We start from the raw sequence: 25,064 nt of genomic DNA, 5'->3' as shown, positions 1-25,064 counted from the left end.
TTGTTCAATATCTTATTTTACTTGATTTTAGCAAAACTCGTTATAAGCTTCCATCAAGTTTTCCGCGATAAGTTCAGCAGGTCTCCCCTCTATGTGGTGTCTTTCGATCATGTGGACCAATTCTCCATCCTTAAACAGCGCCATGCTTGGAGAAGATGGGGGAAAAGGCATCATATGATTTCTTGCTGTTGTAACAGCATCCATATCCACACCAGCAAAAACAGTTACTAAATTGTTCGGAGTTTTACTGTTCTGCAAGCTTAGCTTGGCTGCAGGTCTTGCATTTGCTGCTGCACAACCACAAACAGAATTTACCACTACCAAAGTAGTTCCTTCTTTTTTCAATGCATTTTCAACAGCTTCACTTGTATGTAATTCTTCAAACCCGGCTCCGGCCAAGTCTTCGCGCATAGGTTTTACTAATTCTTCTGGATACATAGACTTCATTTTAATTAGAACCTCAAAGATACGGTATTGTGCGGTTTTTTTCATCACCCTTAACATTGCTTAACGCTATGGTTACTCCTCAAACCCCTATATTTGGGGTTTAAATTTTGAAGTATGATTAAATGGATAGCCGCTTTTCTCGGTTATTTTTTATTTAGATTTCCCGGAGCCATTTTAGGCTTTATCGTGGGAACTTTATTGGATAATCTGGGCGGTTCCGGTAGTAAATCTCGATCCGTATTTAAGGACCTGAATAAACAAACGGTTTCCCCGGCAGATTTTGAATTGAATTTATTGTCCCTTTGCTCCATAATAATCAAGGCGGATGGTAAGGTTAACCAAAGGGAACTAAACTATGTGCAACAGTATTTTTTGAGCACTTATGGCAAGGAAAAGGCCAATGCCATTTTCAGGACATTCAATGAAGTTATCAAAAAAAGGGAGTTGTCCACCCAACGGATATGCAATTTTATGGTGCAGCGTACTAGATATGAAGTTCGGTTGCAAATGTTGCATTTTTTGTTCGGTATTGCCCAGTCCGATGGCCAGGTTAGTGGCGCAGAAATACAAAAACTAAGGGAAATTGCTGGCTATCTGCAAATTGGACAGCACGATTTTGAAAGCATTATGGCCATGTTCATTAAATCCGCCGACAATGCTTATAAAATTTTGGAAATTGAAAAGTCAGCTACGGATGATCAAGTAAAAAAAGCCTATCGTACCATGGCCAAAAAATACCATCCAGACCGTGTGGTTACGGAAAATGAGGCCATCCGGAATGGAGCTGAAGAAAAATTCAAGGAAGTACAAAAGGCTTATGAAACCATACAAAAGGAAAGAGGAATATCTTAATCATTAATAATTATGGAAGAATTTTTGTTTTATATTAAACTTGGACTTGACCACGTACTGGATTTAGGTGCCTACGACCATATTTTATTTCTATCTGCATTGGCTGTGCCCTTTACATTTAGGTTTTGGAAGCGAGTGTTGATCTTGGCTACCATCTTTACCGTAGCCCATTGCGTCTCCTTGGCTTTGTCCGTATATGAAGTGATTACTATGGATGTGGGTCTCATAGAATTTTTAATTCCGGTCACCATTTTGTTAACGGCCCTGTTCAATTTTGCATATGTTTATAAAGAAGCTTTGAATGTTGGACTTTTTCTTCACATTTTAGCTACCGCTTTCTTTGGATTAATTCATGGCTTTGGGTTCTCCAACTACTTTAAAATGCTAATGGCCGAAGAAGAAGATAAAATAACGCCATTATTGGGTTTTGCAACTGGTATTGAATTGTCCCAAGTAACAATAATTTTAGTTGTTCTGGCCATTGCGTATATCGTAATGGATTTATTAAAAGTAAAACGCTCAATTTATATCGCCGTTGCCTCGATTTTGATCATTGCCATTACAATACCCTTACTAATTGCAACGTTCCCTATGTAGGGACTTAGGTTAAATTTTATCAAATAAGGTTGTAAGGGTCTTTTAAAGCAGGTATATTTATTTAATTATCACCGTTTTTCGGACAAATGAAGGCGAGCAAACAAGAAAAATACGATAAAGCGTATTTGAGAATGGCCCTAGAATGGGGCAAACTATCTTATTGTAAAAGGAGACAAGTAGGAGCCATTATAGTTAAGAATAGAATGATAATTTCCGACGGATACAACGGAACTCCGACCGGATTTGAAAATTTTTGTGAAGATGATGATGGTTACACCAAATGGTATGTACTGCATGCCGAGGCCAATGCCATCCTTAAAGTTGCCTCATCTACACAATCTTGTGAAGGCGCCACGCTGTACATTACTTTATCACCTTGCAGGGAATGTAGCAAGCTTGTACACCAAGCTGGCATAAAACGTGTGGTATACCAGAATGCATACAAAGACGATTCTGGAATAAAATTTCTGGAAAGGGCAGGGGTAGAGATTGTCCATTTGCCCGTTTTGGAAGAAATGGTTTAATACCATCATTGCTATATGAAAAAAATCAAAGGATATATTTGGCCCACGTTACTTGCTTTGGCGGTGGCTCTCGGTATTTTTATAGGAGGCAAACTCCATTTTAACGATTCTCCGGAGAAACTGTTTTCCACCAATTCCAAAAAAGACAAACTTAATCGACTCATTGACTATATCGACTACGAATATGTGGATGATGTGGATACCGATAGTATTGTAGATGTAACCGTGAACAATATCCTGGGAAAACTAGATCCACATTCTGTCTATATTTCAAAAGATGAAATGGAAGATGTCGCGGAAAGTATGAAAGGTGATTTTGCAGGGATAGGTGTGAGCTTTTATATGTTTAGGGATACAATTACCGTAATAAGAACAATTAAGAACGGCCCAAGTTATATTAGCGGGATAAAACCCGGTGATCGGATCTTAATGGCAGATAGAGACACCCTTTATGGTAGGAGAATTGCCAATGATGATGTGGTATCTAACTTAAAAGGTAAAATCGGTACCAAAGTCAATTTAAAGGTTTTTAGAAAAACAGAAAATAGAATAATGGAAGTTCCCGTGGTACGCGATCGGGTTCCAATCAGGAGTGTGGAAGCTTATTATATGCTTACCAACGAAATGGGATACATCAAAATAAACCGTTTTGCAGAATCTACATTTAAGGAATTCAAAGATGCGCTCAGGAAATTGAAATTGAAAGGAGCGGAGAAATTAACTTTGGACCTAAGGGACAACCCTGGAGGTTATTTAGGTATTGCCGAGAAATTGGCCGATGAGTTTTTAAGAGAGGATAAGCTGATCTTGTTTACCAAGAACAAAAAAGGTAGGATAAAAAAAGCGTATGCCACAAATAAAGGAGACTTTGAGGATAAACCGGTGTATGTGTTGATTAATGAGCGTTCTGCTTCTGCCAGTGAGATTATTGCAGGAGCATTGCAGGATAACGATATAGGGACCATTGTGGGCAGGCGTTCGTTCGGAAAAGGTTTGGTGCAACGAGAAATGGATTTGGGGGATGGCTCTGCCGTAAGATTGACCATCTCTAGATACTACACACCTACCGGAAGGTCTATCCAAAGATCATATAAAAATGGCAACCATGATTATTATAAAAGATTTATGGAGCGCTATAATAATGGAGAGCTGACTTCTGCAGATAGCATTAAGGTTGCCGACTCGTTAAAATTTGTAACACCAAAAGGTAAAGTTGTTTATGGTGGTGGCGGTATTATTCCAGATGTTTTTGTTCCCATTGGAAGTAATCAGGAAGAAGCCATTGAAAGTATGGACGATACCTATCAATTTTTTGCCCGGTTTGTGTTCGAGCATTTGGAAGAGGACAGAACCCTGTATGATGGATATACCCAAAATCAATTTTTAGATGAGTTTACCGTTGATGACATCCTCTTTGATAGGTTTATCCAATTTGTGCTAGATCGCAAGATAAAACTGGACTTCTATGCCTATGAAGATAAGATAAAGGCTTATTTAAAGGCCAATATTGCGGAGCAACTATACTCGCCAAACCTTTCAGCGCAAATTAAAGGGGAGTATGACCCCATGCTTAAAAAAGTGAAAGTATTGGACAAAGCCGATATAGACCAATCCCAACTTGGTGTTGTGGAAGTTAAGCCTTAATTTATTTTTTGAGCTTCTTGTCAATCTTTTTTGAAGTCAAGGAAATCATCATAAGGACTATGGCACATAATGAAGCCAAAATCCCAATTAAGGCAATGGTACTATCACCCTGAATCGGGTTTTCAAAATCAACCATGGTCACATTGTATGCAATAAGCCCCAACGCAAGTATAATTATTACTATAGCAAAAGTCCTGTTCATATTAATGTTTTACGCACTGTGTGTCATAAGTTCGTTAATATTGGTGGCAAATAGCTTTACCGCAATCGCCAATAGAATAACACCGAAAACTTTCCGTATGATGTTAAGCCCGTTTTTTCCCAATATACGCTCAATTTTGGCACTGGATTTTAATACAATGTACACAAAGATAACGTTTATAATTATGGCTACTATAATGTTCTCTACTTGATATTCCGCACGTAGGGACAGAATGGAAGTCAAGGTTCCCGCTCCAGCTATAAGAGGAAAAGCTATCGGCACAATAGATGCAGTTTCCGGCTCATCGTCTTTGTAAAGGGTTATGCCCAAAATCATTTCAATGGCAAGGAAAAAGATGATGAAAGCACCTGCTACGGCAAATGAGTTTACATCGATGCCGATCAACGAAAGAATACTCTCCCCAACAAACAAAAAAGCAATCATAATACAAGTTGCCACAATCGAAGCTTTTTCCGATTGCACGTGACCCACTTTGCTTCGTAACGATAAAATTATAGGGATACTTCCTAAAATATCGATAACGGCAAACAAAATCATTCCAGCGGTAGCAATTTCTTTAATGTCAAAATTCATTTCGTTGTTTTTTTCGGACGGCAAATTTACGTTTAAAAATTACTTTTGGATTAAATAAATGTTTATAAATCACCAATTTTTTGTTTTCAATTACCTTTGCCCCAAAAGTAGATGGCCATATGTTCCAGATAGGGAAAACTATTGTATCGGAAGAGATATTGAAAAACGACTTTGTTTGCAACTTAAACGCCTGTAAAGGAGCTTGTTGTGTTGGTGGCGAGTATGGAGCTCCCTTAGATGATTCGGAGACGGATAAGCTGGTCAATATTTATCAGGATGTGAAACCGTTTTTACGTCCTGAAGGAATTAATGCAATTGAAGAACAAGGAGCCTTTGTAAAAGGTGAAGACGGTGAGTGGGAAACCCCTTTGATAAACAAAAACGAGTGCGCCTACGTGATTTTTTCCAAAGATGGAATTGCAAAATGTGGTTTGGAAGCCGCTTATGAAGCTGGAGCCACGAAATGGAAAAAACCTATCTCTTGTTATTTATACCCGATCAGAACCAGGGAATACTCGGAATTTACAGCTGTAAATTACCATAAATGGGAAATCTGTGACCCTGCCTGTGCATTGGGCGAGGAGCTAAAAGTGCCCATATATAAGTTTGTTAAAGATGCCCTTATTAAAAAGTTTGGAAAAGCTTGGTATCGAGAATTGGAAGAGGTAGCTGCCGAAAATATCAAATAGTAGGTATATCCAAAATCACTTTGGTCCCTTTTGGGTTTCCATTTTCGTCGAATAGATCCATAATGGCCACATCAAATTTGTTTTGATAATCTTTGGCAAAATTGGCCAATCTTTCCTTGGTAATGTGTATGCCCAAAGATTTTCTTTTAAGCACTCTGTTTTCCTTGTTTACCTCTGCCATTGTTCTGCCCACGCCATTGTCAACAATTTCTATGGAAACGTGCCCTTTGTTCTTGTGCTTTACATTTATCCGTATTTTTTTATCCCCATCTTTTGGCGATAATCCATGCCATAAAGAGTTTTCCAAAAAGGGCTGTAAAGTTAACGAAGGAATTTTGATGTTATCAACATTAATGTTTTCCTCAACCTCTATTTTGAAGTCGATTTCGTTGGAAAACCTAATATTTTCAATATTCATATAAAGTTCCATAGTGCCCAATTCTTCCGATAATGGAATTTCTTTTTGGGAGGAAGCTTCCAAAATTTTTCGCACTAGCTTAGAAAATTTGTTGAGGTAATGAACCGCGTTTTTTTGTTCATTGTTTATGATATAAAGTTTGATAGAGTTTAAGGAGTTGAACAAAAAATGTGGGTTCATTTGACTGCGCAACATTTTTTGCTCCAAGGTAAGGACCCTTTTTTCGTTTTTACTCTCATATTGGCGATATAGAATGTAAAGGATGGATGATATAAGCCCAACGATCAATGCACTGACCAAGAGCGTGGTTTGGTTCTTTTTTAATCGTAGGCGAACTATCTCATTTTCTTTGGCGAGAACAGCAATTTGGTTGTTTTTCTTGTCATTTTCGTATCTAACAATAATATCGTTCATGTAACGAAGATTGGTAGCGCTGGAAATTTGTTTGTCGTACTCATCAGCTTTTTTATAATACTCGTACGCCATTTTAAAGTCGCCCCTAGTGTTCTCAAGTTCTGATAATTTCTCGTGCCCATAAAGGATATTACTGGGAATATTTCGGTTTTGGGCCATTTTTAGACCTTCCTGAATATACTTTTCTGCCTGGTCATAATTGGACAACTTGGTGTGGGCCCACCCTGTATTGATAAAGACCAAAGAAGTTATAGAATAGTCACCTATCTTTTTGGACTCTTCCAGTAATGGTTCCAAAAGCACCAAGGCCAAGTACGGCATATCTTGTTTTAGATAAATTTGTGCCAAACTGTTCTTACAGATTACACGACCAATGTTGGAATCAATTTCTTCGTTGTAAGCCAATGATTTTCTATAGTTTTCAAGAGCGCCTTCCAGATTGCCTTTTTCTTCCAGACAATGTCCAATATTTTGATGATTTATTGCCAATCCAAGTTTATTGTCAAGTTCTTCCTCTAACTTTAAGGCTCTTTCGAACTGTAAAATAGCCAAATCATACTGTTCAAGCGTTTGATAAAGGTTCCCTATGCCATTTAGGGCAACATTAATGCTTCTTTTAATGTGGTTGGAAGGGTTTTCTATCTGTTCGGCCAATTCCAATGCACGTTGGTTATAGTCTAAAGCAGTTTTTATTGCATCCGTACGTCTGTGAACTACTCCGAGCATATTTAGACTAAGAACCCTAAAATCGATATTGTTTGCTTTCTCGGAAATGGCCAGTGCCTGCTCGTGTAGTTTTGCCGCTTTTTCGTATTGCGAAATATTCCTGTATTTCATACCTAACTGGTTCAGGGCATAAGCCTGACCTTCTGGGTAATTTTTTTCCTTGCTCAAATTGGTGAAATACCGTAACAGGGTAGTATCCCTTTTGTCAGAAGAAAGTTCCTTGTCCAAAGACTCATAGGTCTTGGGTTGGAGTTGGACAAGTGCTTTAGCTTTTTCAATAAAATCCTCTGGAACCTCCTGCGCAGGCAATACTTGAAAACCGAATAAAAGCAATAGAAAAAACAAGATGGTTCTTTGCATTCGATGTCGGCTTCCGATCTGTTTAAAATTTTCTATAGGCACGGGAACATTGTGGGATTAAAGCTTGTCCAAAAAATCAGATTTTTTTTGTCGGGAAACTGGGATTTTATGATTGGATTCCAAAACTACGTAACCGTCTGTTTTAAGAAACTCTTTTATTTTGTTCAGATTGATGATATAAGAATTATGAATCCTAAAAAAGCTGCTATCAGGTAAAAGTGCATTTACCTCTTTTAGTTTTTTGGTAAGTAAGATTTTTTGTCCATTAGTCAAAAAAATGGTGCTGTAATTGCCATCAGACTCTGCATACAAAATTTCCTCACTGTTCAAAAAAACCAATTTGCCATCCGTGTTGATGGTTATTTTTTTGCTTTGGGATTCTGCGTTGAAGTTAAGCAATATTTTTTCTAACCGATCAGCAGTCAGGTTTTTGGCATTGAACTTTTTTATTTTTGCAATGGTTTCTTCCAAATCGTCCGAATCAATCGGTTTTAGAAGATAGTCGATAGCTTCGTTCTTTAATGCTTGCAGCGCATATTGGTTGTAGGCAGTAGTGATAACAACGGGGAAATCCTTGTTCTTCAGGTTTTTTATAAACTGAAACCCATCCATCGCCGGCATTTCAATATCCAAAAACAAACAATCAGGTGTATTTTGCTCCAAATAGGCCAGGGCTTCGCGTGCATCGGTAAAGGATGCAACAATATGGACTTCATCGCTTAGGTTGGTAAGTTCCCAACTTAAACTCTGTAAGGCCTTGATTTCGTCATCAACTATTACAGCTTCTAGCATAATATGGTATAGGTAATATCAAATTTAGAATTATTCCTTATATAGTACTAAAATTATGTGTTAATGGATCTTCAGCACGTATAGTTGGTATAAAAAGTAAAATCAAGGGAAATACTCACCGTTTTAAGTGACTAACTTGTGAACACTACGGATTTTGGCTACAAACCTCAGAAACAAAAAACCGATTATACATAAAAAAGTGCAGTTTATACATCGACCTCATATCTAAGGTCCTTTGTAATATATATTTGGCATGTCAAAAATTTAAGGAGAACTTAAATAACCATAAAATGAAAAAGTGTACAATATTGTTCCTGATTTTGATAGTGGCTTTGATTTTTGCCGCCGTTTCAGAAAAGAATAGTGCCGAATTAAGTTCGGATTGGAATAATGTAGTTGCAAAGAAGTAATCTTGTAACCGTATTGTTTGCTCTTATAAATTTTGTATTACCAATAATTGTACGGCCAAAGCAACCAATCTTTTGATTGTATTAACCGCTTGCACGATTATATCTTCAGTTTGGTCACAATCTGATTTGATTTTAGGTTTCGGGGGAACTACCTAGGACAATAAAGGATTTTGAATGAGCATGATTGAAGGGGCCGTACTCTTGGTAATATAACACAGTTCATCATAAAAGAGAGACCGGGTAAGTTTACTTATTCGGTTTTTTTGTTTTCTACAAATACACTTCCATAGCTTCGAAATACAGTTAACACGCCTAGATGTCAACATTTTGTGTTAAAAACTTTGCGCCATATATAGCACAGGAGCCTTTTAAATTTCAAGGCATTTTTAAATATTTGCACCAGTTGTTCAAGACGTTAAAATCTTGTCCACAATAATTCCATTTTTTGACCATATAGTATAACATTTGATTTCTATAGATGAAACTCAAGGTACTATAGAATAACGGTCAAAAATAAATGGTGTAAGCGTACTGATATTTTCGGTACTTGTGATAGTGTTTATTGATTTAATACCTCGGATAAGTTCACCCCACAATAGAACATTCCGAGGTTTTTTTGTAAAAAAGCATAAAAAAAAGCCTCCGATAAGGGAGGCTTTACAATTCTAATTAATCAAAACTTATAGTGACCAAGCTTTACCACTGGTCAATGTGTTAACATCTTCACAGCCAATATATTCACCAGGTATGGGTAAATAAGCCAAGACTTCTTCACCAACATATTCTGTATTTTTATAGGCCCAAGTTGCCAAATCTCTAAGTTCATGAGCAAAGGATATACGAGCAATCTCATCATCCAAGGTAGCTTCCCCGCCTTCCATAATGGCTTGCATATAACTCATAATGGCTTCGGTCTGCAATTCTTCTTCTTGGTCGGTGCGTTTTTTTAAATACATTCCAAGTGCAGGTTCAATATCTCCGGGTTCAATATCCATCAAAGTGCTTTTGCCTGAATCTAACAAAACTTTATCATAGAAATTGTTCATTTTCATGATGACAAAATCTCTTTGCTCCAATGGCATAACTTCATCCAAGTAAGCATCGATAAATACATGTACATTCATTTCAGTCGCTGATGGCGTTTCTGTTTTGGGCAGTATTACATCCAACGTTTGTGCCATGGCATACCCCTGTTCTTTGCTAAGGAAACTTGGTGCCCATTCGGCATAAGCTGGTTTGTTTTTACAGCTTTGTAGTACTGATAATAATGTGGGCGTGGCCACGGCATAACCGAAAGCCAACCCCATATTTTTAAGTGCTGATCTTCTTTCCATTATATATTTCCTTTTTTAAGTTCTTGGGCGGCGTGGTTAGCTGCCCTTGCCGTAAATGCCATATAGGTTAAAGACGGGTTTACACAACTAGCAGAGGTCATAAAGGCACCATCGGTCACATATACGTTACTACATCCGTGTACTTGGTTGTATCCATTTACAACAGAAGTCTTTGGGTCGCGACCCATACGGGCAGTTCCCATTTCGTGAATCCCAAGTCCAAGGGCATAAGGGTTATCGTAAGGGGTAATATCTTTTGCACCGGCCTTTTCCAACATTTGAACAGCTTGTTCTTGCATGTCCTTTCGCATATTGATCTCATTCTCACGAATCTCTGCATCAAAAGTTACGGTAGGTAAGCCCCATTGGTCTTTTTTATCGTAATCCAATGTCATTTTATTGTCGTGGTAAGGTAGGATTTCACCAAAAGCAAGCATGTTCATCGTCCATCCTCCAGGAGTGAGTACAGCATCTTTATAGTCTTTACCAAAAGAAGCTTCGGCGACCAATTCTTCATAATTGCCCCTTCCGGCTCCACCTTGGTAACCGTAGCCGCGAACAAAGTCTTTCATATCACTGGAGCCACCTAGGTTTCTAAATCGTGGCACATAAATGCCATTAGGTTTTCTGCCTTTATAATATTTGTCTTCGTATCCGTCAAATTTACCCGATGCGCCCACCAAAAAATGGTGGTCCATTACATTGTGGCCTAATTCACCTGAATCGTTCCCCAAACCATTTGGAAACCTATCTGATTTGGATTGCATTAAAATAGAAGTGGAAGAAATGGCCGAAGCACAAAGGAAAATTACTTTAGCCTTGAACTCGAATTCTTCTTTCGTCTCCCGATCTATAACTTTGACCCCAATTGCTTTTTTAGTATTTGCATCATAAATCACTTCGTGTACAATGGAATCTGGTCTTAGGGTCATGTTTCCTGTAAGCTCCGCAGCGGGCAGGGTTGAAGAAACACTGCTAAAATATGCTCCGAACGGACATCCTCTAATACATCTATTTCTAAATTGGCAACGTACACGACCATCACCGTCAAATTGTTTGTCACTGTTAATATGTGCTACCCTTCCTGCGGTGATTACCCGACCATCAAAATTTTCAGCAACTTTATCTCTCACATGGTCCTCTACGCAATTGAGTTCCATCATAGGTTCAAACTTTCCATCAGGTAATTGAGGCAAGCCTAAATTTTCACCGGAAACTCCGATATAACTTTCAACTTTATCGTACCATGGTGCTATATCCTTGTAACGAACAGGCCAATCTACAGCGATGCCTTCATTCTTATTTGCCGAGAAATCAATATCGCTCCAACGGTAACTGTGGCGGCCCCACATAATGGAACGACCACCAACATGGTAGCCACGCATCCAATCAAAACGCTTTGTTTCGTTGTAAGGATGTTCCAAATCGTTCACAAACCAGTGTTTGGATGCAGCTCCGGTAGTATATCCTGTCCTGGATTGTTTTTCTTGTTTTTCAATATCTTCTCGTGTGGCTTTACCTCCATGGGGAAAATCCCAAGGATCCATATTAGCTGTGGGATAATCCTCACGGTGCTTTACCATGGGTCCACGCTCCAAGACCAAAGTCTTGAGGCCATTTTCGCACAACTCTTTGGCAGCCCAACCTCCACTGATACCCGTTCCTACCACGATGGCATCATAGGATTCCTGCTCCTGATTGTAATAAAACTTGCTCATTTATTCGGATTGTTTAATTGCTAAATGTATTAATTATTAAATTAATTTTCTACATTTAATCCCTATGTTTATTGGGAATTCAGCACTATAACGTTGTAGTTTTTGGATTCTTATCGAAATTAACTAATATAAAAATATGAACAGAAGTAGTTTAGCACAAAAAAGTTTTATCACGCTAATTGTAATGGCTTTTTTAGGATTTTATTCCTGTAAACAAAATCCTAAAAAAGAAACAACTGAAGAGAACATTGTAGCAGAAGTGACCAATGATGAGTCAAAAGCAGAGATTAAACTCTCTTTGGCACAATGGTCCATCCATAAAATGATTTTAGAAGAAGGTGTAGATCCATACACTTTTGCAGCGAAAGCCAGTGAATGGGGCTTTGAAGGGCTGGAATATGTGAGCGGCCTATATTATGAGGAACTACAAGCTGCTAATTTTTCTGAAGAAGCCATGGACAACTGGGTAGAAAAAAGCAAAACTGAAAGTGAGAAATATGGTTTAAAAAACCTATTGATCATGGTAGATGGACAAGGGGATATCGCAGTTGCCGATGAAGCCAAACGAAAAGAAGCCGTTGAAAACCACTATAAATGGGTAGATGCCGCTGCCGCCTTAGGCTGCCACTCTATTCGTGTAAACTTGAACGGAAGCATGGAACCCGAAGTATGGATGCCGGCTTCTGTTGCCGGACTTACGCAATTGGCTACCTACGCGAAGGATAAGAACATCAATATTATAGTAGAAAACCATGGAGGGCCTTCCTCCAATGGGCAACTATTGGCCGAGGTTATGGAGCAAGTGGGAATGGACAATTGTGGCACTTTGCCAGATTTTGGCAATTTCTGTATAAAAAGAGAAGCCGGGGATTATTATTCGTCTAAATGCTTGGAAGAATACGACCGTTATAAGGGAACCAAAGAATTGATGCCATATGCCAAAGGTGTAAGTGCCAAATCTTATAATTTTGATGAAGAAGGAAATGAAACCAAAGTGGATTATCCAAGAATAATGGACATTGTTTTGGATGCAGGTTACGAAGGTTTTGTAGGTGTGGAATATGAAGGATCAGAGATGAGCGAGGAAGAAGGGATTTTGGCAACCAAAAAATTATTGGAAAGAATATTGGAATAATCCATCTGGTTTAAAAGATGAAAGGTTTTTTTAACAAATTCCGGATCACAATTATTATTGTAACAGCAAAATAATACATCAGTGTGGGAACCAAGACAAGGTTCCTGAAGATTGTTTTAAACTTTTTGGCTATACTCAATGCCCATCATAATTGGAACATAGAATATTGGAAATTCCATTCCAGTTTGGAGTAGGGAATTAACATGATATTGATGCAAGGGAAAAGATCGATAACGAAAATTAGTGTACCTCTTTTGAAATTGTTTCCAATACGAATAATTTTGACAAGTGAATGGAATATGTGAATAATGGGGGAATCCGTTTTTCCATATAATCAATCATTCCACACACCATAGTGCATAGATTATGATGATAAATTAAGGATTGGAGCTCGAACCTTTGGACCACATATTTTATACAAGAAACAACTAACTAAATACATAACATGAATATTAAAACCAAATTTCAACTATCATTTATGATGTTCCTCGAGTTCTTTATTTGGGGAGGGTGGTTCGTGACCTTGGGAACTTTTTTGGGTAATAATTTACAGGCAACCGGAGGAGAAATAGCCCAAGCATTTTCCACACAATCTTGGGGAGCTATCATCGCACCGTTCATTATCGGGCTGATTGCAGATAGGTACTTTAATGCAGAGCGTATTTTAGGTGTACTGCATTTGTTTGGAGCCATCTTAATGTATCAAATGTACCAAACCACAGAATTTTCGATGTTCTATCCTTATGTTTTGGGATATATGATCTTATACATGCCGACTTTGGCTTTGGTCAATTCCATATCGTTTAACCAAATGAAAGATCCTGCAAAAGAATTTTCCCCAATAAGGGTTTTTGGAACCATAGGTTGGATCGTAGCAGGTCTTGTAATAAGTTATGTTTTCGTCTGGGACGCACCAGAGAGCTTGGAAGCGGGATTGTTGAAAAACACCTTTTTAATGGTTGGGATTGCCTCGGCAATTCTGGGGCTGTTCAGTTTTACATTGCCTAAAACACCACCAACTGTGGACAAAAGTGAAAAGGTGACCATTTCCGGTATGTTGGGATTGGATGCACTTAAACTTTTAAAAGACAAAAATTTCTTGGTGTTTTTTATATCGTCAGTTTTAATCTGTATCCCATTGGCTTTTTATTACCAAAATGCAAATCCGTTTTTATCAGAGATTGGCGTTAATAATCCAACAGGTAAAATGACTATTGGACAAGCATCGGAAGTAATTTTTATGCTTTTGTTACCATATTTCTTTACCAAGTTTGGGTTTAAAAAAACAATTTTGGTAGGAATGTTGGCATGGACAATTAGATATTTGTTGTTCGCCTACGGAAATGCGGGAGATTTGGCATTCATGCTCATTACAGGAATCGCTTTGCATGGAATCTGTTATGACTTCTTCTTTGTATCTGGACAAATATATACCGATACCAAAGCAGGGGAAAAATATAAAAGTGCCGCTCAGGGACTGATCACTTTGGCTACCTATGGCGTGGGAATGTTAATTGGATTTTGGATAGCAGGTCAAATCACGGATTCTTTCTTATTGGAAGATGGCAACCACGTGTGGGAAAGCATATGGATGTACCCTGCTGGATTTGCCGCAGTTGTATTTGTCCTATTTGCACTAGTATTTAAAAACGAAAAAGTAGAATATAAATCATAAAAAAATATGGCTGAAAAGATTAGACTTGGAATTCTTGGAGGAGGCGGTGATTCTCTAATTGGAGTGTTGCACAGGGTAGCATCCTTCATTAACGATAATTATGAAATTGTTGGGGCTGTTTTCAACCCAAACCACGAAGACAGTTTGGCGTTTGCAAAGGAGATAGATATCCCCACCAATCGTATTTACAAGGATTTTGACACCTTGGTAGAGGAGGAGATGAAATTGCCCGAAGATCAGCGTATCCAGGTTTGCTCTATTCTTACCCCGAACTTTCTTCATTTTCCAATGGCAAAGAAATTGTTGGAAAACGGATTTAATGTCATCTGTGAAAAACCTATGACCACTACGTATGAAGAGGCCAAGGTTTTACAGGAAACCTTGAAAAAGGCAGGATCTGTATTTGCGGTCACTCATACTTATACGGGGTACCCAATGGTGCGTCAAATGAGGGAGATGATCAAGGAAGGGGTTATTGGAAAGGTTCATAAAGTGGATGCTCAATATTATCAAGGTTGGATGAACCCCATTATCCATGATAAAGAAAAGAGAGGCACTGTTTGGAGGCTTGATCCAAAAAAAGCAGGAATAAGCTCCTGCATGGGGGATATTGGAGTACATGCATTTAATATGATAGAGTACACGACCGGACTAAAGGTACAATCATTATTGTGTGATTTTAACTACTTGTATGATGACAACCAAATGGACATGGATGGTACGGCACTTATCCGTATGGACAAGAATGTAAAGGGAATTATTAGGGCAAGTCAAGTTGCCACTGGAGAAGAGAATAACTTGTCCATTGCCATTTATGGCCAAAAAGGAGGACTAAAATGGCAACAAGAAAACCCCAATTACCTTTATAAATTGAACGACCCTGAACCGTTACAGGTATACAAACCCGGACATGAGTACAATTCTGAACTGTCCTTGAATGGAACTAAATTGCCCCCAGGACATCCTGAAGGTATTTTTGATGCAATGGCCAATATTTACTTGGGAGTTGCCAAAGCCATTCGTGGTGAAGCATACAATAGTGGGGAATTCCCAACCATTACGGATGGGGTTCGTGGTCTCAATTTTATCGAGAACACCGTGGCTTCTCACAAACAAGGGAACATTTGGGTGGATATGGATGATTAATCCACATCAATTTTAAGTATTATTGATGGCTGCTTGAAAAGGTATAAAAGGCTTATTCTAGATTTATTTCAGAACCTCATTTATTCAAATATGGAGTATGAGTACCTGAAGTAAGTTCAGGTTGACGAACCCTTTTCGAGCAGCTATTATTTTTTATAGAGCATTTCAAACTCCTCAAAAACCACGATCATACTTTCCTTTGGTGTTTTGCCAAATTGAGTAAGCTCTTGTGCAAATTGATCCCAATGCGCTTTTTTCCAATAGTCCAAACTTTTATCGCCTTCACCCTCAAGGCGTGCATGTTCTTCCCTTACACTAAAATAAGGTAGCAGTTTTACGGCAGTGGTACGTATTATGCACAAGGCATTGCCCTCCCAGTCGGTTACCACATAAAAATCTCCAATTTTGGGCAATGGCTCATTACGGAGCTGCATTCCTTTTAAGGAATGTGTTGTTGCCCTTTTGGTTTCTTTACAAGTCAAATCTGCACTGCGGTTGGCATCTATTTCATTGTCATAAAAACGAATCACTTTGGGTGCATCCTCGGAAGCAAACTCCAAATGGGCATCCAAAAAGTCGCCCCAAAGATTACGGGCAGAAGCGTTTTCCATAAGTAGTATTTAAAAAACGGTAAGTTGTTTTAATTGTTGTTGAATTCCTATATTTATGTTTTGCTACAGACGGTGTAAAAATAACATAGTTTTTTTCTTAAATATAGAAGATAAATCCTAATTAGGTATGGATTTATAAATTCCTTAAAATCAAATTAAATGAAAACAATAAAAGGACCGGCCGTATTTTTGGCGCAATTTGTTGATAGCCAACCACCATTTAATACTTTGGATGGTATATGCAGATGGGCCTCCGACCTTGGTTACAAAGGGATTCAGATACCAACAACAGAATCTTTCTTGATCGATTTGGACAAAGCTGCAGAGAGTCAAGATTACTGCGACGAACTCAAAGGTAAAATCAATTCCTACGGATTGGAAATTACTGAATTGTCCACACATTTACAGGGACAATTGGTTGCTGTACACCCCGCCTATGATATTATGTTTGATAATTTTGCGCCAGGTGCCCTAAAGGGCAAGCCCAAGGAACGAACCAAATGGGCTGTAGATCAGGTAAAAAAAGCGGCAACGGCCAGTCGAAGGTTGGGACTAAATGCCCACGCAACTTTTTCCGGCTCACTTTTGTGGCATACCATGCACCCATGGCCACAAAGACCAGATGGGCTTGTAGAAATGGGCTTTGAAGAATTGGCCAAACGATGGATGCCCATCCTAAATCACTTTGATGAAGAAGGCGTCGATGTTTGTTATGAAATCCATCCAGGGGAGGATTTACACGATGGGGATACATTTGAACGTTTTTTGGAAGCTACCGGCAATCACAAACGGGTTAATATTCTATACGATCCAAGCCACTTTGTACTGCAACAACTGGATTATATTGAGTACATCGATTTCTATCATGAGTTTATTAAATCTTTCCATGTAAAGGATTCTGAGTTTAACCCAACAGGCAAAAAAGGGGCGTTTGGAGGGTATAACGATTGGGGTGATAGGGCCGGCCGATACCGTTCCTTAGGAGATGGTCAAATCGATTTTAAGACCATTTTCTCAAAATTGACCCAATACGGTTGCGATGTCTGGGCGGTGATGGAATGGGAATGCTGCATTAAAAGTCCGGAACAAGGAGCACGTGAGGGAGCTAAATTTATACAAGACCATATCATTGAGGCAACCACAAAAACCTTCGACGATTTTGCTGGAGGTGATGTAGACGAACAAAAACTAAAAAATATTTTGGGATTATGAGAAAAATAACGCTGTTCTTGGCATTGGCCATGACTTTTGCCTGTAAGGAAAAACCAAAAGAAAGTAAAGAGGAGATAAAAGAAGAGATTGAAATGACAGAGACAAAGGAATCCGACTGGATTGTATTGTTCGATGGAACCACTTTTGATGGTTGGCACATGTACAACGGTGGTGAAGTTGTAGAGCCCTGGAAACTGGAAGACGGTACAATGATTTTCTATCCGCCGGAAAATAGGGAAGAGGGTGTTTCTTATAATTTGGTTACTGACAGGGAATTTACCGACTTTGTACTTACGTTGGAGTGGAAGATATCCGAAGCGGGCAATAGTGGTATTTTTTGGAGTGTCAAAGAAGACGAAAAGTATGGACAACCGTATTTAACGGGTCCAGAAATACAGGTATTGGACAATGATGGACATCCCGATGCACAAAATGGAGAAGATCGTTTGGCCGGGGCACTGTATGATATTGTGCCACCAGCGGCCAATACCGTTAAGGGGGCAGGCGAATGGAATGCCATTGAATTGATGATCGATCATAAGGCCAACCAAGGACATGTGGTGATGAACGGCACCAAAATTGTTGCATTTCCATTACATGGCTCTGAGTGGGATGATTTGGTGGCCCATTCAAAATTTGCAGAATGGGAAGGTTTTGGTGTGTTCAAAACAGGAAAGATCGGATTGCAAGACCATGGTGATGTAGTATCCTTCAGAAATATCAAAATAAAAGAATTGTAACGTTTAAATTAGAGAGGTATTTTAATCTTGGTTAAGGCATACGGTTCTATATGACACAAACTAAAGTTTAGTAGTAGTGTCAAAAAACCATAACTCCGTACCCTCTTAAGCATCAGAATCATGGGAGTAATAAAAAGATAAATGTAGAAATATATCGATCAGGGAGAGCTGAATCAGTATTTTGCACCCATGCCGCAATATAAATCCCCAAAGGCCAAAACCTATTTTGGTTACCTTTGGCAAAAATTATCATATATATATGATTCAATCCATGACAGGCTTTGGGAAGCACGTAGTTCAGCTTCCTTCTAAAAAAATTACGATTGAGCTAAAATCGCTCAACAGCAAAAACTTGGATATCAATGCTAGACTTCCACAATTTTATAGGGAAAAGGAGCTGGAGCTTCGAAAAATAATAGCCAGTGCTTTGGACAGGGGCAAAGTGGACTTTAACCTTTATGTTGAAATTACGGGGGAGGAAACCACGGCCGAGGTCAATAAAGGTGTGGTAAAGAATTATATGGAGCAATTGGCGGATATTGTTCAAGGGGAAGATGTAAAGTTATTGGAGATGGCTTTGCGGATGCCGGACACCCTTAAAACCGACAAAGACGATATTGACGAAGAGGAATATACGGCCATAACCGAAGCTTTGGACAAAGCACTTTCCAAAATAGTGGAGTTCCGTAATGAGGAAGGAAAAATGCTAGAGCAGGATTTTGCTATGAGAGTCAAGAGTTTAAACGATCTTTTGGAAGCAGTAAAAGCAATGGATCCCGAACGTTTGGCAACGGTTAGGGAACGATTGGAGAAAGCTGTTGCCGATCTTAAAGTAGACCTCGATGCTAATAGGTTCGAACAAGAGTTGATCTACTATCTCGAGAAATACGACATTACCGAAGAGAAGGTTCGTTTGGCCAACCATTTACAATATTTCGAAACCACCATGAACTCCAAAGATTCCAATGGAAAAAAGTTAGGGTTCATTTCCCAAGAAATTGGAAGAGAGATCAACACCATTGGTTCCAAGGCCAATTATGCCCCAATGCAGCAATTGGTGGTACAGATGAAGGACGAATTGGAAAAAATTAAGGAACAAATGCTCAATGTGCTATGACGGAAGGTGGTAAACTTATTATTTTTTCAGCTCCTTCAGGGAGTGGAAAAACCACTATAGTAAAACATTTATTAGATCAACCGGAATTGAATTTGGCGTTTTCCATATCGGCAACCTCACGTCCTCGAAGAGGAAAAGAAAAAAATGGGGTCAATTATTATTTTATGTCGGTCTCACAATTTAAAAGACACATAAAAGACGGTGATTTTTTAGAATGGGAGGAAGTGTACCGCGATAATTTTTATGGTACGCTGAAAACTGAGGTGGAACGGTTGTGGGCAGAAGGTAAAAATGTGATTTTTGATATTGATGTATCAGGCGGACTTCGGATCAAAAAGAAGTTTCCAGAAAAAACATTGGCCGTTTTTGTAAAGCCGCCCAGTGTTGATGAACTAAAGATCAGACTAAAAAAGCGTAGTACCGAAAGCGATGATAAAATAAATATGCGGATTGCAAAAGCATCCGTAGAATTGGCCACGGCTCCCCAGTTTGATAAAATCATTAAAAACTACGATCTGGATGTTGCTTTGAATGAAGCCCATAAGTTGGTTGCAAAGTTTGTGGGTGCCGAAATTCCTGATTCTAAAGAACAGTAGAATATGAAAAAGGTAGGGCTCTTTTTTGGGACCTTTAACCCAATACATATAGGCCATTTGGTAATAGCGAACCATATGGCGGAGTTTTCCGATCTAACTGAGGTTTGGTTCGTTATTACACCGCAAAGTCCTTTTAAGGTGAAGCAATCACTTTTGGACAACAACCATCGTTATCAAATGGTTTTCGAAGCGGTTCAGGATTATCCAAAGTTAAAACCCAGTAAAATAGAGTTTGACCTGCCTCAACCTAACTACACCACCAATACATTGGCACATTTAGATGAAAAGTATGGAAAAGACCACCAATTTTCGCTGATAATGGGGGAGGATAACTTAAAGAGTTTCCATAAATGGAAAAATTACGAAACCATTTTGGAACAGTACGCTATACATGTGTACCCAAGGATTTCGCATATGGATATAGTGCATCAATTTGAGGGTCATCCAAAAATAACCAAGGTAGACGCCCCAATTATGGAGATTTCATCAACATTTATCCGTAAATCACATAAAGCGGGAAAAAATATTCGTCCAATGCTCCCTTATTCCGTTTGGAAATATATGGATGAGATGAATTTTTACAGGTAACTAAACCTATTGTTCAACAATTCAGCCTTTTTCTAAAGTATCGGTTCCTAAGTATTTATCATCCTTGTTCATGTACCATGCCCTTGTTTTGGGCATCTTTATGCCATTGATGTCTTCCAATCCTTCTAAAAGAATATATTCACCATCATTTGTGCTTTCATCGTGGTAAAATTGATAAACTTCCATGGCATAGGTGGTGGGGTCAAAATAAAAATACCAAGTATCCTCACCCACCTCTGCGTCGTAAGTGACTTTTAAAACCACATATTCTTTTCCTTTAAAGGTCTTTTGTAGAGCTTTGGGATCAAGGTGGGTTCCAGGGTCGTTAAGCTTCATGGGAAGTCCGTATAAGTACGTATAATAATTTTTCATGAAATTGCCACGTTCACAATTTAAACTTAATTGCTCCGCTTCTTCCTCTGAAAAATCCTCGCTTCCGTTCAAAGTTATCTCGCAAGATGTACCATGTAATTGATAGGTATATGAATTTTCACCTTGATCCACGGTCAATACAAATTTCTGTTGAGGAAAATCCACGTCAATGATACTGGTGCGCTTGGGACGGCTAGGGGTTTCCATAACCACCTTGAAAGAGGTATTTAAATGCTCCCAATTTCCATTGGGGTCGTGAAATGCAATGGCATTTTTTAAAACTTCTTCAGCTGATTGAGCTTGCGTTTGAAGTGAAGGAATAAACAAAAAACCAACAAGCAAAATTATTGAGCAATACCTTTTCATGTCAAATGCGATTATTTGACATGAAAGATACTATTTTATTTTATGTCTATCGTGGCAGGTTCAACAGAACTGTCGTGTTCTCGGTAGTATTGTTCCAATAGGTTCATCATTGCGGTAATTAAATCTCTGGTTTCAAGCAAAAGCGAGAAGTACAGTGTCGTGTTTTTTGGGCTTGATTCCTCCGTTCTTGTTCTTGAAACTTGAAGGTCAATTTTTTGAGATACCAAATCGTAAAGTTCTTGCTTGGAATCCAAAATGGCACCTATTTGTTCAAAGGATTTTTCTTCAAACGCTTTTTCGGTACTATTAAAAATTTCTTCCAACTTTAGATCAATTTCCTTTAGTTCCTTGATTTGGTTGTACTTAAGTTTTTTATGGTTGTTGTGCACATGATTATGACTTACCTTGCCTATATATTCCAAAGACTGGGACATATCTGTTAAGTACCCCATGATATTGATGTAAAAATTACTGGCACCGATATGGGCTTCTTCAAGGTTTTTTATAAAGTAGAAGGTGTGCTCCCTTAAATCTTCTATTTCCAGTGCAAGTTTTTTGCCTTGCTTTTTGTTCTTTTTTAAAGAGTCCAAAGCTTGCTTGGCAAGTCCGTTTATGGAATTTGAATAGATTTTGCTACTACGCTTTACCACATTGGCAATATTGGTAGCGGTTTCTTCTATTACTCCTTGAATGGAACTGCTTTCAGCTTTTCTTAAACGGTCTTCAACCTTGATTTCCTTTGACTTTTTATTGTAAGAGATATAATTTCTGACCAAAAGTAGAACAGCGGCGAAAAGCAATATGGCTATGGCAGCCCCTTTTCCAAAACTTATTAATGACAGAATAACCCCAGAGGCCAAGAATGCAATAATCGCCGTACTGAACCAGCCTGCGATTACGTTAAGTACACCGGCAACACGGTACACGGCACTTTCTGCTCCCCAAGCCCTATCGGCCAAAGAAGTACCCATGGCCACCATAAAAGTTACATAGGTGGTTGAAAGGGGTAATTTATAAGATGTAGCAATAGATATCAGAATGCCCGCGACCATCAAGTTTACGGAAGCTCTGATCATATCAAATGCTGGTAACTGAAGTACCTTGTCCTGTGTTAGGTTCAAGGTGGGTTTTTCAAATCTTTTATCAACCTTTCGTTGTAGGGGAGTTGGTACTGCGCTGGAAACCCAAGTAGAAAGAGCTATTGAAAACCGTACCAATCCTCTGGATAAAAAATTGGGTTGAAACTTTTCTTTGGCCTCGCCTTCTCTGGACAGATTTATTTCAGTTTCTGCAACATACCTAGCTTTCTTGGATAACCAAAGTGTGACAACCATAATCATTCCAGAGAGAAACAATAAAAGGGTGGGAGTTTCTACCTGAGAAGCCAAGATTTCCATGCTAAATTCAGAAGCTGCAATTCCAGAGCCAGCCCAAGCTTGATAAGATTGCCATGCCGCAATGGGGACACCAATAAAATTGACTAGGTCGTTTCCTGCAAAAGCTAAGGCAAGAGCAAAAGTTCCCACACCAATAATAACCTTGTAAATGTTGATTTTGGCGAATTCAATGAGTAAATAAGAAATGAGGGCCCAGAATGCAAAGTTGAGGGCTGCTACTTTATATACTTCGGTCTCTAAAAATTCCGTAATCGTTATTTTTCCAATAAAATCATAGGTTTGATTAGCTATAGGAGTTCCTTTTATACCTTTTAATAAAATAAAGTAGGATATGGCAGATAGTGCAACCCCTGCAAAAACAGCCCCAACCCATTTGGCTTTTTTCTGATACTGGTAAGACAATAAAAGGCGGGACACCCACTGCACAAATGCACCAATAGTGAATGCTATTATTACAGAGGACAGTATGCCAATAATTATTTCAATCGCCTTGTCGGTATTGATATAATTTACAACATCGGAAAAGCTACCGTTCACATTGGCAATTTTTAATATAGCCATTGCCACTGCGGCACCCAAAAGATTAAAAACTATGGAAACTGTGGTAGAAGTAGGCATTCCCAAGGTGTTGAAGAAATCCAACAATAGAATGTCCGTAATCATCACAGCCATAAAAATGAACATGATTTCGTCAAAATAAAACTCACCAGGATTAAAAATACCTTTCCTTGCAACTTCCATGAGCCCGCTTGAAAAAATAGCTCCACAGGCAATTCCCACACTGGCAACTATCATTATTGTCTTGAACGAAATTGCTTTTGAGCCTATGGCGGAGTTGAGGAAGTTAACCGCATCATTGCTTACGCCCACAACAAGATCAGCTATTGCCAAAATGCCCAAAGCAACCAAAATCAGAAAATATATGTTATCCATATCTAAAGTTCAAAAAAAAATTTTTCAAATATCTACAGAACCCCCTTTGCCTATGTTATGCTAAGGTTATTATTTAAAAATGTACATCTAATTGTATGCGCCACATTAATTCGTCTAACCCGTTATCCACATTTAAGTAGCTGAAATCTGTCTGTACCTTTAACTTATGGCCCACAATAAACTTTGAAAGACCTAAGGTATATTGCTCTTCAGGATTCGCTCCTGTAATGTTGTAATCCAATTTAACACTGGTAAACCTAGCTGATACTTCCCAGTTGTTTGTAAAAAGATATCCTGATTGTAGGTTTAGTCCTTTGCCCACCTGAACCACATCACCGGTTTGGGTGCCGTTAGAATTTAAGGCGATTGGATTGTCAGCATCACGATTGGCAAATTCTCCCATAAATGAGAAGCCACGATATTTAAACATGACATCAAAGAATAGAGTAGAAATATCGGTTTCATAGAACCCGATATCATTGAACATGTAAGTGCCCATATTGCTCCGCGTTTTTACGGCATCAATATTTGCGTCGTATGTTGCTCCAAACATTAATTTAGGAGTGGGCTCTCGGTTTAGGTCGACTCCTTTATAGTCTCCGTCTCCCTTAAATTTCCCAAATGGCAATAATTCTAGTCTAGTGGTATATTGAAGCCCTCCCAAATTACCTTCAGTAACATTTCTGCCTTCTCCTTGGGAAATAGCGAATTTTTCTCGAATCAAAAATTTATTACTTAAGTAAATATAATGTCTCAATTGAAACCCGACGTCCCTGTCTATATTGAACGTGCTGTTCAATATAGAGCGGTCTACTTGTTGTAGATCTCCTGATGAAATGACCCGTTCAATGTTTCCGGGCAACTTTGTTTGTCCGAACCAAAGCTCAAAGTTTTGATAAAAATTCCACATTACGACTGCGTCATAAATGTATCGAGGAGTATTGCTGGTAAACTCAGACCCCCCAGACATGTCCCTGTTGGATAAACCGAGTTCTATTTTGTATTTAAGTTTTGGAGAATAGGCAAAACCATTGAATTTAAGTCGAGCCCTCCTAACCGAAACGTTTTGTTCAGATCTTGAAAGGTTGTTCTGACCTTCATCTATCCAACTAAAATCAGATAAAAGCTGCATTCTCAACCCTACTTTCATGGACCAAGTACTATCCTTTCCTTTAATATTTAGCAATCCTTTTCCAAAACTTGTCTGTGATGTTTCTTGTGAATGAATGGAATGAATGCATGTGAGCAGAAAGAAAAACCCGAATCGGATTAACTTTTTGATATTCATTAAGGTACTAGTTTTTGTCGCTGCAAATAACCATATTCAATGTTAAGTTAACATTTATTATATGTTATATAAAGATTTTGTTTCAAAAAAAAGGACTGCCTTTTAAAAAGACAGTCCAAAGATTTCGGAGATAGTCGACAAAAACTAATAACCAAAGAAATCTCAAC

At 38.6% G+C, this 25,064-nt stretch carries 24 protein-coding genes; 13 read left to right on the top strand and 11 right to left on the bottom strand.

Annotation, left to right across the window (positions count from 1 at the left end):
- Positions 1–27: 27 nt before the first annotated feature.
- The gene (locus tag MWU56_RS10430; protein WP_247045232.1) at positions 28–438 is read right to left on the bottom strand and encodes a BrxA/BrxB family bacilliredoxin; all 411 of its coding nucleotides are present in this window, start codon (positions 436–438) and stop codon (positions 28–30) included.
- 123 nt (positions 439–561) lie between these two features.
- Here MWU56_RS10430 and MWU56_RS10425 point away from each other — a divergent pair, with 123 nt between their 5' ends.
- The 4 genes from MWU56_RS10425 to MWU56_RS10410 all read left to right on the top strand — a co-directional run bounded on the left by MWU56_RS10425 (position 562) and on the right by MWU56_RS10410 (position 4,064).
- On the top strand, positions 562–1,299 hold the full coding sequence (locus tag MWU56_RS10425) for a TerB family tellurite resistance protein (RefSeq protein ID WP_247044305.1): 738 nt from the start codon (positions 562–564) through the stop codon (positions 1,297–1,299).
- Between the two features lie 12 nt (positions 1,300–1,311).
- On the top strand, positions 1,312–1,896 hold the full coding sequence (locus MWU56_RS10420; RefSeq protein WP_247044298.1) for a HupE/UreJ family protein: 585 nt from the start codon (positions 1,312–1,314) through the stop codon (positions 1,894–1,896).
- 86 nt (positions 1,897–1,982) lie between these two features.
- Positions 1,983–2,420 carry a deoxycytidylate deaminase gene (locus MWU56_RS10415; protein ID WP_247044295.1) on the top strand — a complete coding sequence of 146 codons (438 nt, stop codon included), beginning with the start codon at positions 1,983–1,985 and terminating at the stop codon, positions 2,418–2,420.
- A gap of 15 nt (positions 2,421–2,435) precedes the next feature.
- Entirely contained in the window at positions 2,436–4,064 is a 1,629-nt protein-coding gene (locus MWU56_RS10410; protein WP_247044293.1) for a S41 family peptidase, read from the top strand.
- A 1-nt stretch (position 4,065) separates the two neighbouring features.
- On the opposite strand, the gene MWU56_RS10405 is transcribed toward MWU56_RS10410, so the two are convergent.
- Both MWU56_RS10405 and MWU56_RS10400 read right to left on the bottom strand, forming a co-directional pair.
- Positions 4,066–4,266 carry a hypothetical protein gene (locus MWU56_RS10405; protein WP_247044291.1) on the bottom strand — a complete coding sequence of 67 codons (201 nt, stop codon included), beginning with the start codon at positions 4,264–4,266 and terminating at the stop codon, positions 4,066–4,068.
- A 9-nt stretch (positions 4,267–4,275) separates the two neighbouring features.
- Positions 4,276–4,860: a MarC family protein gene (locus tag MWU56_RS10400; RefSeq protein WP_247044289.1), complete on the bottom strand. Its 585-nt coding sequence runs from the start codon at positions 4,858–4,860 to the stop codon at positions 4,276–4,278.
- Between the two features lie 119 nt (positions 4,861–4,979).
- Between MWU56_RS10400 and MWU56_RS10395 the strand changes: the two genes are divergently transcribed.
- On the top strand, positions 4,980–5,549 hold the full coding sequence (locus tag MWU56_RS10395; protein ID WP_247045230.1) for a DUF3109 family protein: 570 nt from the start codon (positions 4,980–4,982) through the stop codon (positions 5,547–5,549).
- Here MWU56_RS10395 and MWU56_RS10390 read toward each other — a convergent pair.
- The 4 genes from MWU56_RS10390 to MWU56_RS10375 all read right to left on the bottom strand — a co-directional run bounded on the left by MWU56_RS10390 (position 5,542) and on the right by MWU56_RS10375 (position 11,721).
- Positions 5,542–7,467, bottom strand: a complete 1,926-nt coding sequence (locus MWU56_RS10390; protein ID WP_247044287.1) for a tetratricopeptide repeat protein — start codon at positions 7,465–7,467, stop codon at positions 5,542–5,544. The genes MWU56_RS10395 and MWU56_RS10390 overlap by 8 nt on opposite strands.
- A gap of 57 nt (positions 7,468–7,524) precedes the next feature.
- Complete coding sequence (locus MWU56_RS10385; RefSeq protein ID WP_247044286.1) at positions 7,525–8,259, bottom strand: LytR/AlgR family response regulator transcription factor; 735 nt, start codon at positions 8,257–8,259, stop codon at positions 7,525–7,527.
- A 1,090-nt stretch (positions 8,260–9,349) separates the two neighbouring features.
- Positions 9,350–10,003: a gluconate 2-dehydrogenase subunit 3 family protein gene (locus MWU56_RS10380; RefSeq protein ID WP_247044284.1), complete on the bottom strand. Its 654-nt coding sequence runs from the start codon at positions 10,001–10,003 to the stop codon at positions 9,350–9,352.
- On the bottom strand, positions 10,003–11,721 hold the full coding sequence (locus tag MWU56_RS10375) for a GMC oxidoreductase (RefSeq protein WP_247044282.1): 1,719 nt from the start codon (positions 11,719–11,721) through the stop codon (positions 10,003–10,005). The genes MWU56_RS10380 and MWU56_RS10375 overlap by 1 nt, the downstream gene beginning before the upstream one ends.
- A 136-nt stretch (positions 11,722–11,857) precedes the next feature.
- On the opposite strand from MWU56_RS10375, the gene MWU56_RS10370 reads away from it, so the two are divergent.
- The 3 genes from MWU56_RS10370 to MWU56_RS10360 all read left to right on the top strand — a co-directional run bounded on the left by MWU56_RS10370 (position 11,858) and on the right by MWU56_RS10360 (position 15,677).
- A complete protein-coding gene (locus MWU56_RS10370) occupies positions 11,858–12,856 on the top strand; it encodes a sugar phosphate isomerase/epimerase family protein (protein WP_247044280.1) in 999 nt (332 codons plus the stop codon).
- A gap of 445 nt (positions 12,857–13,301) precedes the next feature.
- Entirely contained in the window at positions 13,302–14,531 is a 1,230-nt protein-coding gene (locus MWU56_RS10365; protein ID WP_247044279.1) for a nucleoside permease, read from the top strand.
- Positions 14,532–14,537: 6 nt separating this feature from the next.
- Entirely contained in the window at positions 14,538–15,677 is a 1,140-nt protein-coding gene (locus MWU56_RS10360; protein WP_247044277.1) for a Gfo/Idh/MocA family protein, read from the top strand.
- Between the two features lie 146 nt (positions 15,678–15,823).
- Here the strand turns inward: MWU56_RS10360 and MWU56_RS10355 are convergent, their stop codons facing one another.
- Complete coding sequence (locus tag MWU56_RS10355) at positions 15,824–16,288, bottom strand: ASCH domain-containing protein (RefSeq protein ID WP_247044276.1); 465 nt, start codon at positions 16,286–16,288, stop codon at positions 15,824–15,826.
- A 159-nt stretch (positions 16,289–16,447) separates the two neighbouring features.
- On the opposite strand from MWU56_RS10355, the gene MWU56_RS10350 reads away from it, so the two are divergent.
- The 5 genes from MWU56_RS10350 (at position 16,448) to nadD (ending at position 20,541) form a co-directional block, all read left to right on the top strand.
- Positions 16,448–17,500, top strand: a complete 1,053-nt coding sequence (locus MWU56_RS10350; protein ID WP_247044274.1) for a sugar phosphate isomerase/epimerase family protein — start codon at positions 16,448–16,450, stop codon at positions 17,498–17,500.
- Positions 17,497–18,240, top strand: a complete 744-nt coding sequence (locus tag MWU56_RS10345; protein ID WP_247044273.1) for a DUF1080 domain-containing protein — start codon at positions 17,497–17,499, stop codon at positions 18,238–18,240. The genes MWU56_RS10350 and MWU56_RS10345 overlap by 4 nt, the downstream gene beginning before the upstream one ends.
- Positions 18,241–18,499: 259 nt before the next feature.
- Entirely contained in the window at positions 18,500–19,357 is an 858-nt protein-coding gene (locus MWU56_RS10340; protein WP_247044271.1) for a YicC/YloC family endoribonuclease, read from the top strand.
- Positions 19,354–19,953 carry a guanylate kinase gene (gene gmk / locus MWU56_RS10335; RefSeq protein WP_247044270.1) on the top strand — a complete coding sequence of 200 codons (600 nt, stop codon included), beginning with the start codon at positions 19,354–19,356 and terminating at the stop codon, positions 19,951–19,953. Before MWU56_RS10340 ends, gmk begins: the two co-directional genes overlap by 4 nt.
- A gap of 3 nt (positions 19,954–19,956) precedes the next feature.
- On the top strand, positions 19,957–20,541 hold the full coding sequence (nadD, locus tag MWU56_RS10330; protein ID WP_247044269.1) for a nicotinate (nicotinamide) nucleotide adenylyltransferase: 585 nt from the start codon (positions 19,957–19,959) through the stop codon (positions 20,539–20,541).
- 21 nt (positions 20,542–20,562) lie between these two features.
- Here nadD and MWU56_RS10325 read toward each other — a convergent pair whose 3' ends face one another.
- From MWU56_RS10325 to MWU56_RS10315, 3 genes are all read right to left on the bottom strand, one after another.
- On the bottom strand, positions 20,563–21,279 hold the full coding sequence (locus MWU56_RS10325) for a DUF6503 family protein (protein WP_247044268.1): 717 nt from the start codon (positions 21,277–21,279) through the stop codon (positions 20,563–20,565).
- 35 nt (positions 21,280–21,314) lie between these two features.
- Positions 21,315–23,609, bottom strand: coding sequence for an inorganic phosphate transporter (locus tag MWU56_RS10320; protein WP_247044267.1), 2,295 nt, complete (start codon positions 23,607–23,609; stop codon positions 21,315–21,317).
- A gap of 73 nt (positions 23,610–23,682) precedes the next feature.
- Positions 23,683–24,897 carry a porin gene (locus tag MWU56_RS10315; RefSeq protein ID WP_247044266.1) on the bottom strand — a complete coding sequence of 405 codons (1,215 nt, stop codon included), beginning with the start codon at positions 24,895–24,897 and terminating at the stop codon, positions 23,683–23,685.
- Positions 24,898–25,064: the final 167 nt, after the last annotated feature.

Source organism: Allomuricauda sp. F6463D (assembly GCF_023015965.1).
Lineage (GTDB): Bacteria > Bacteroidota > Bacteroidia > Flavobacteriales > Flavobacteriaceae > Flagellimonas.
Note: the sequence above shows the minus strand (reverse complement) of the source record. Positions and strands in the feature narration are given on the sequence as shown.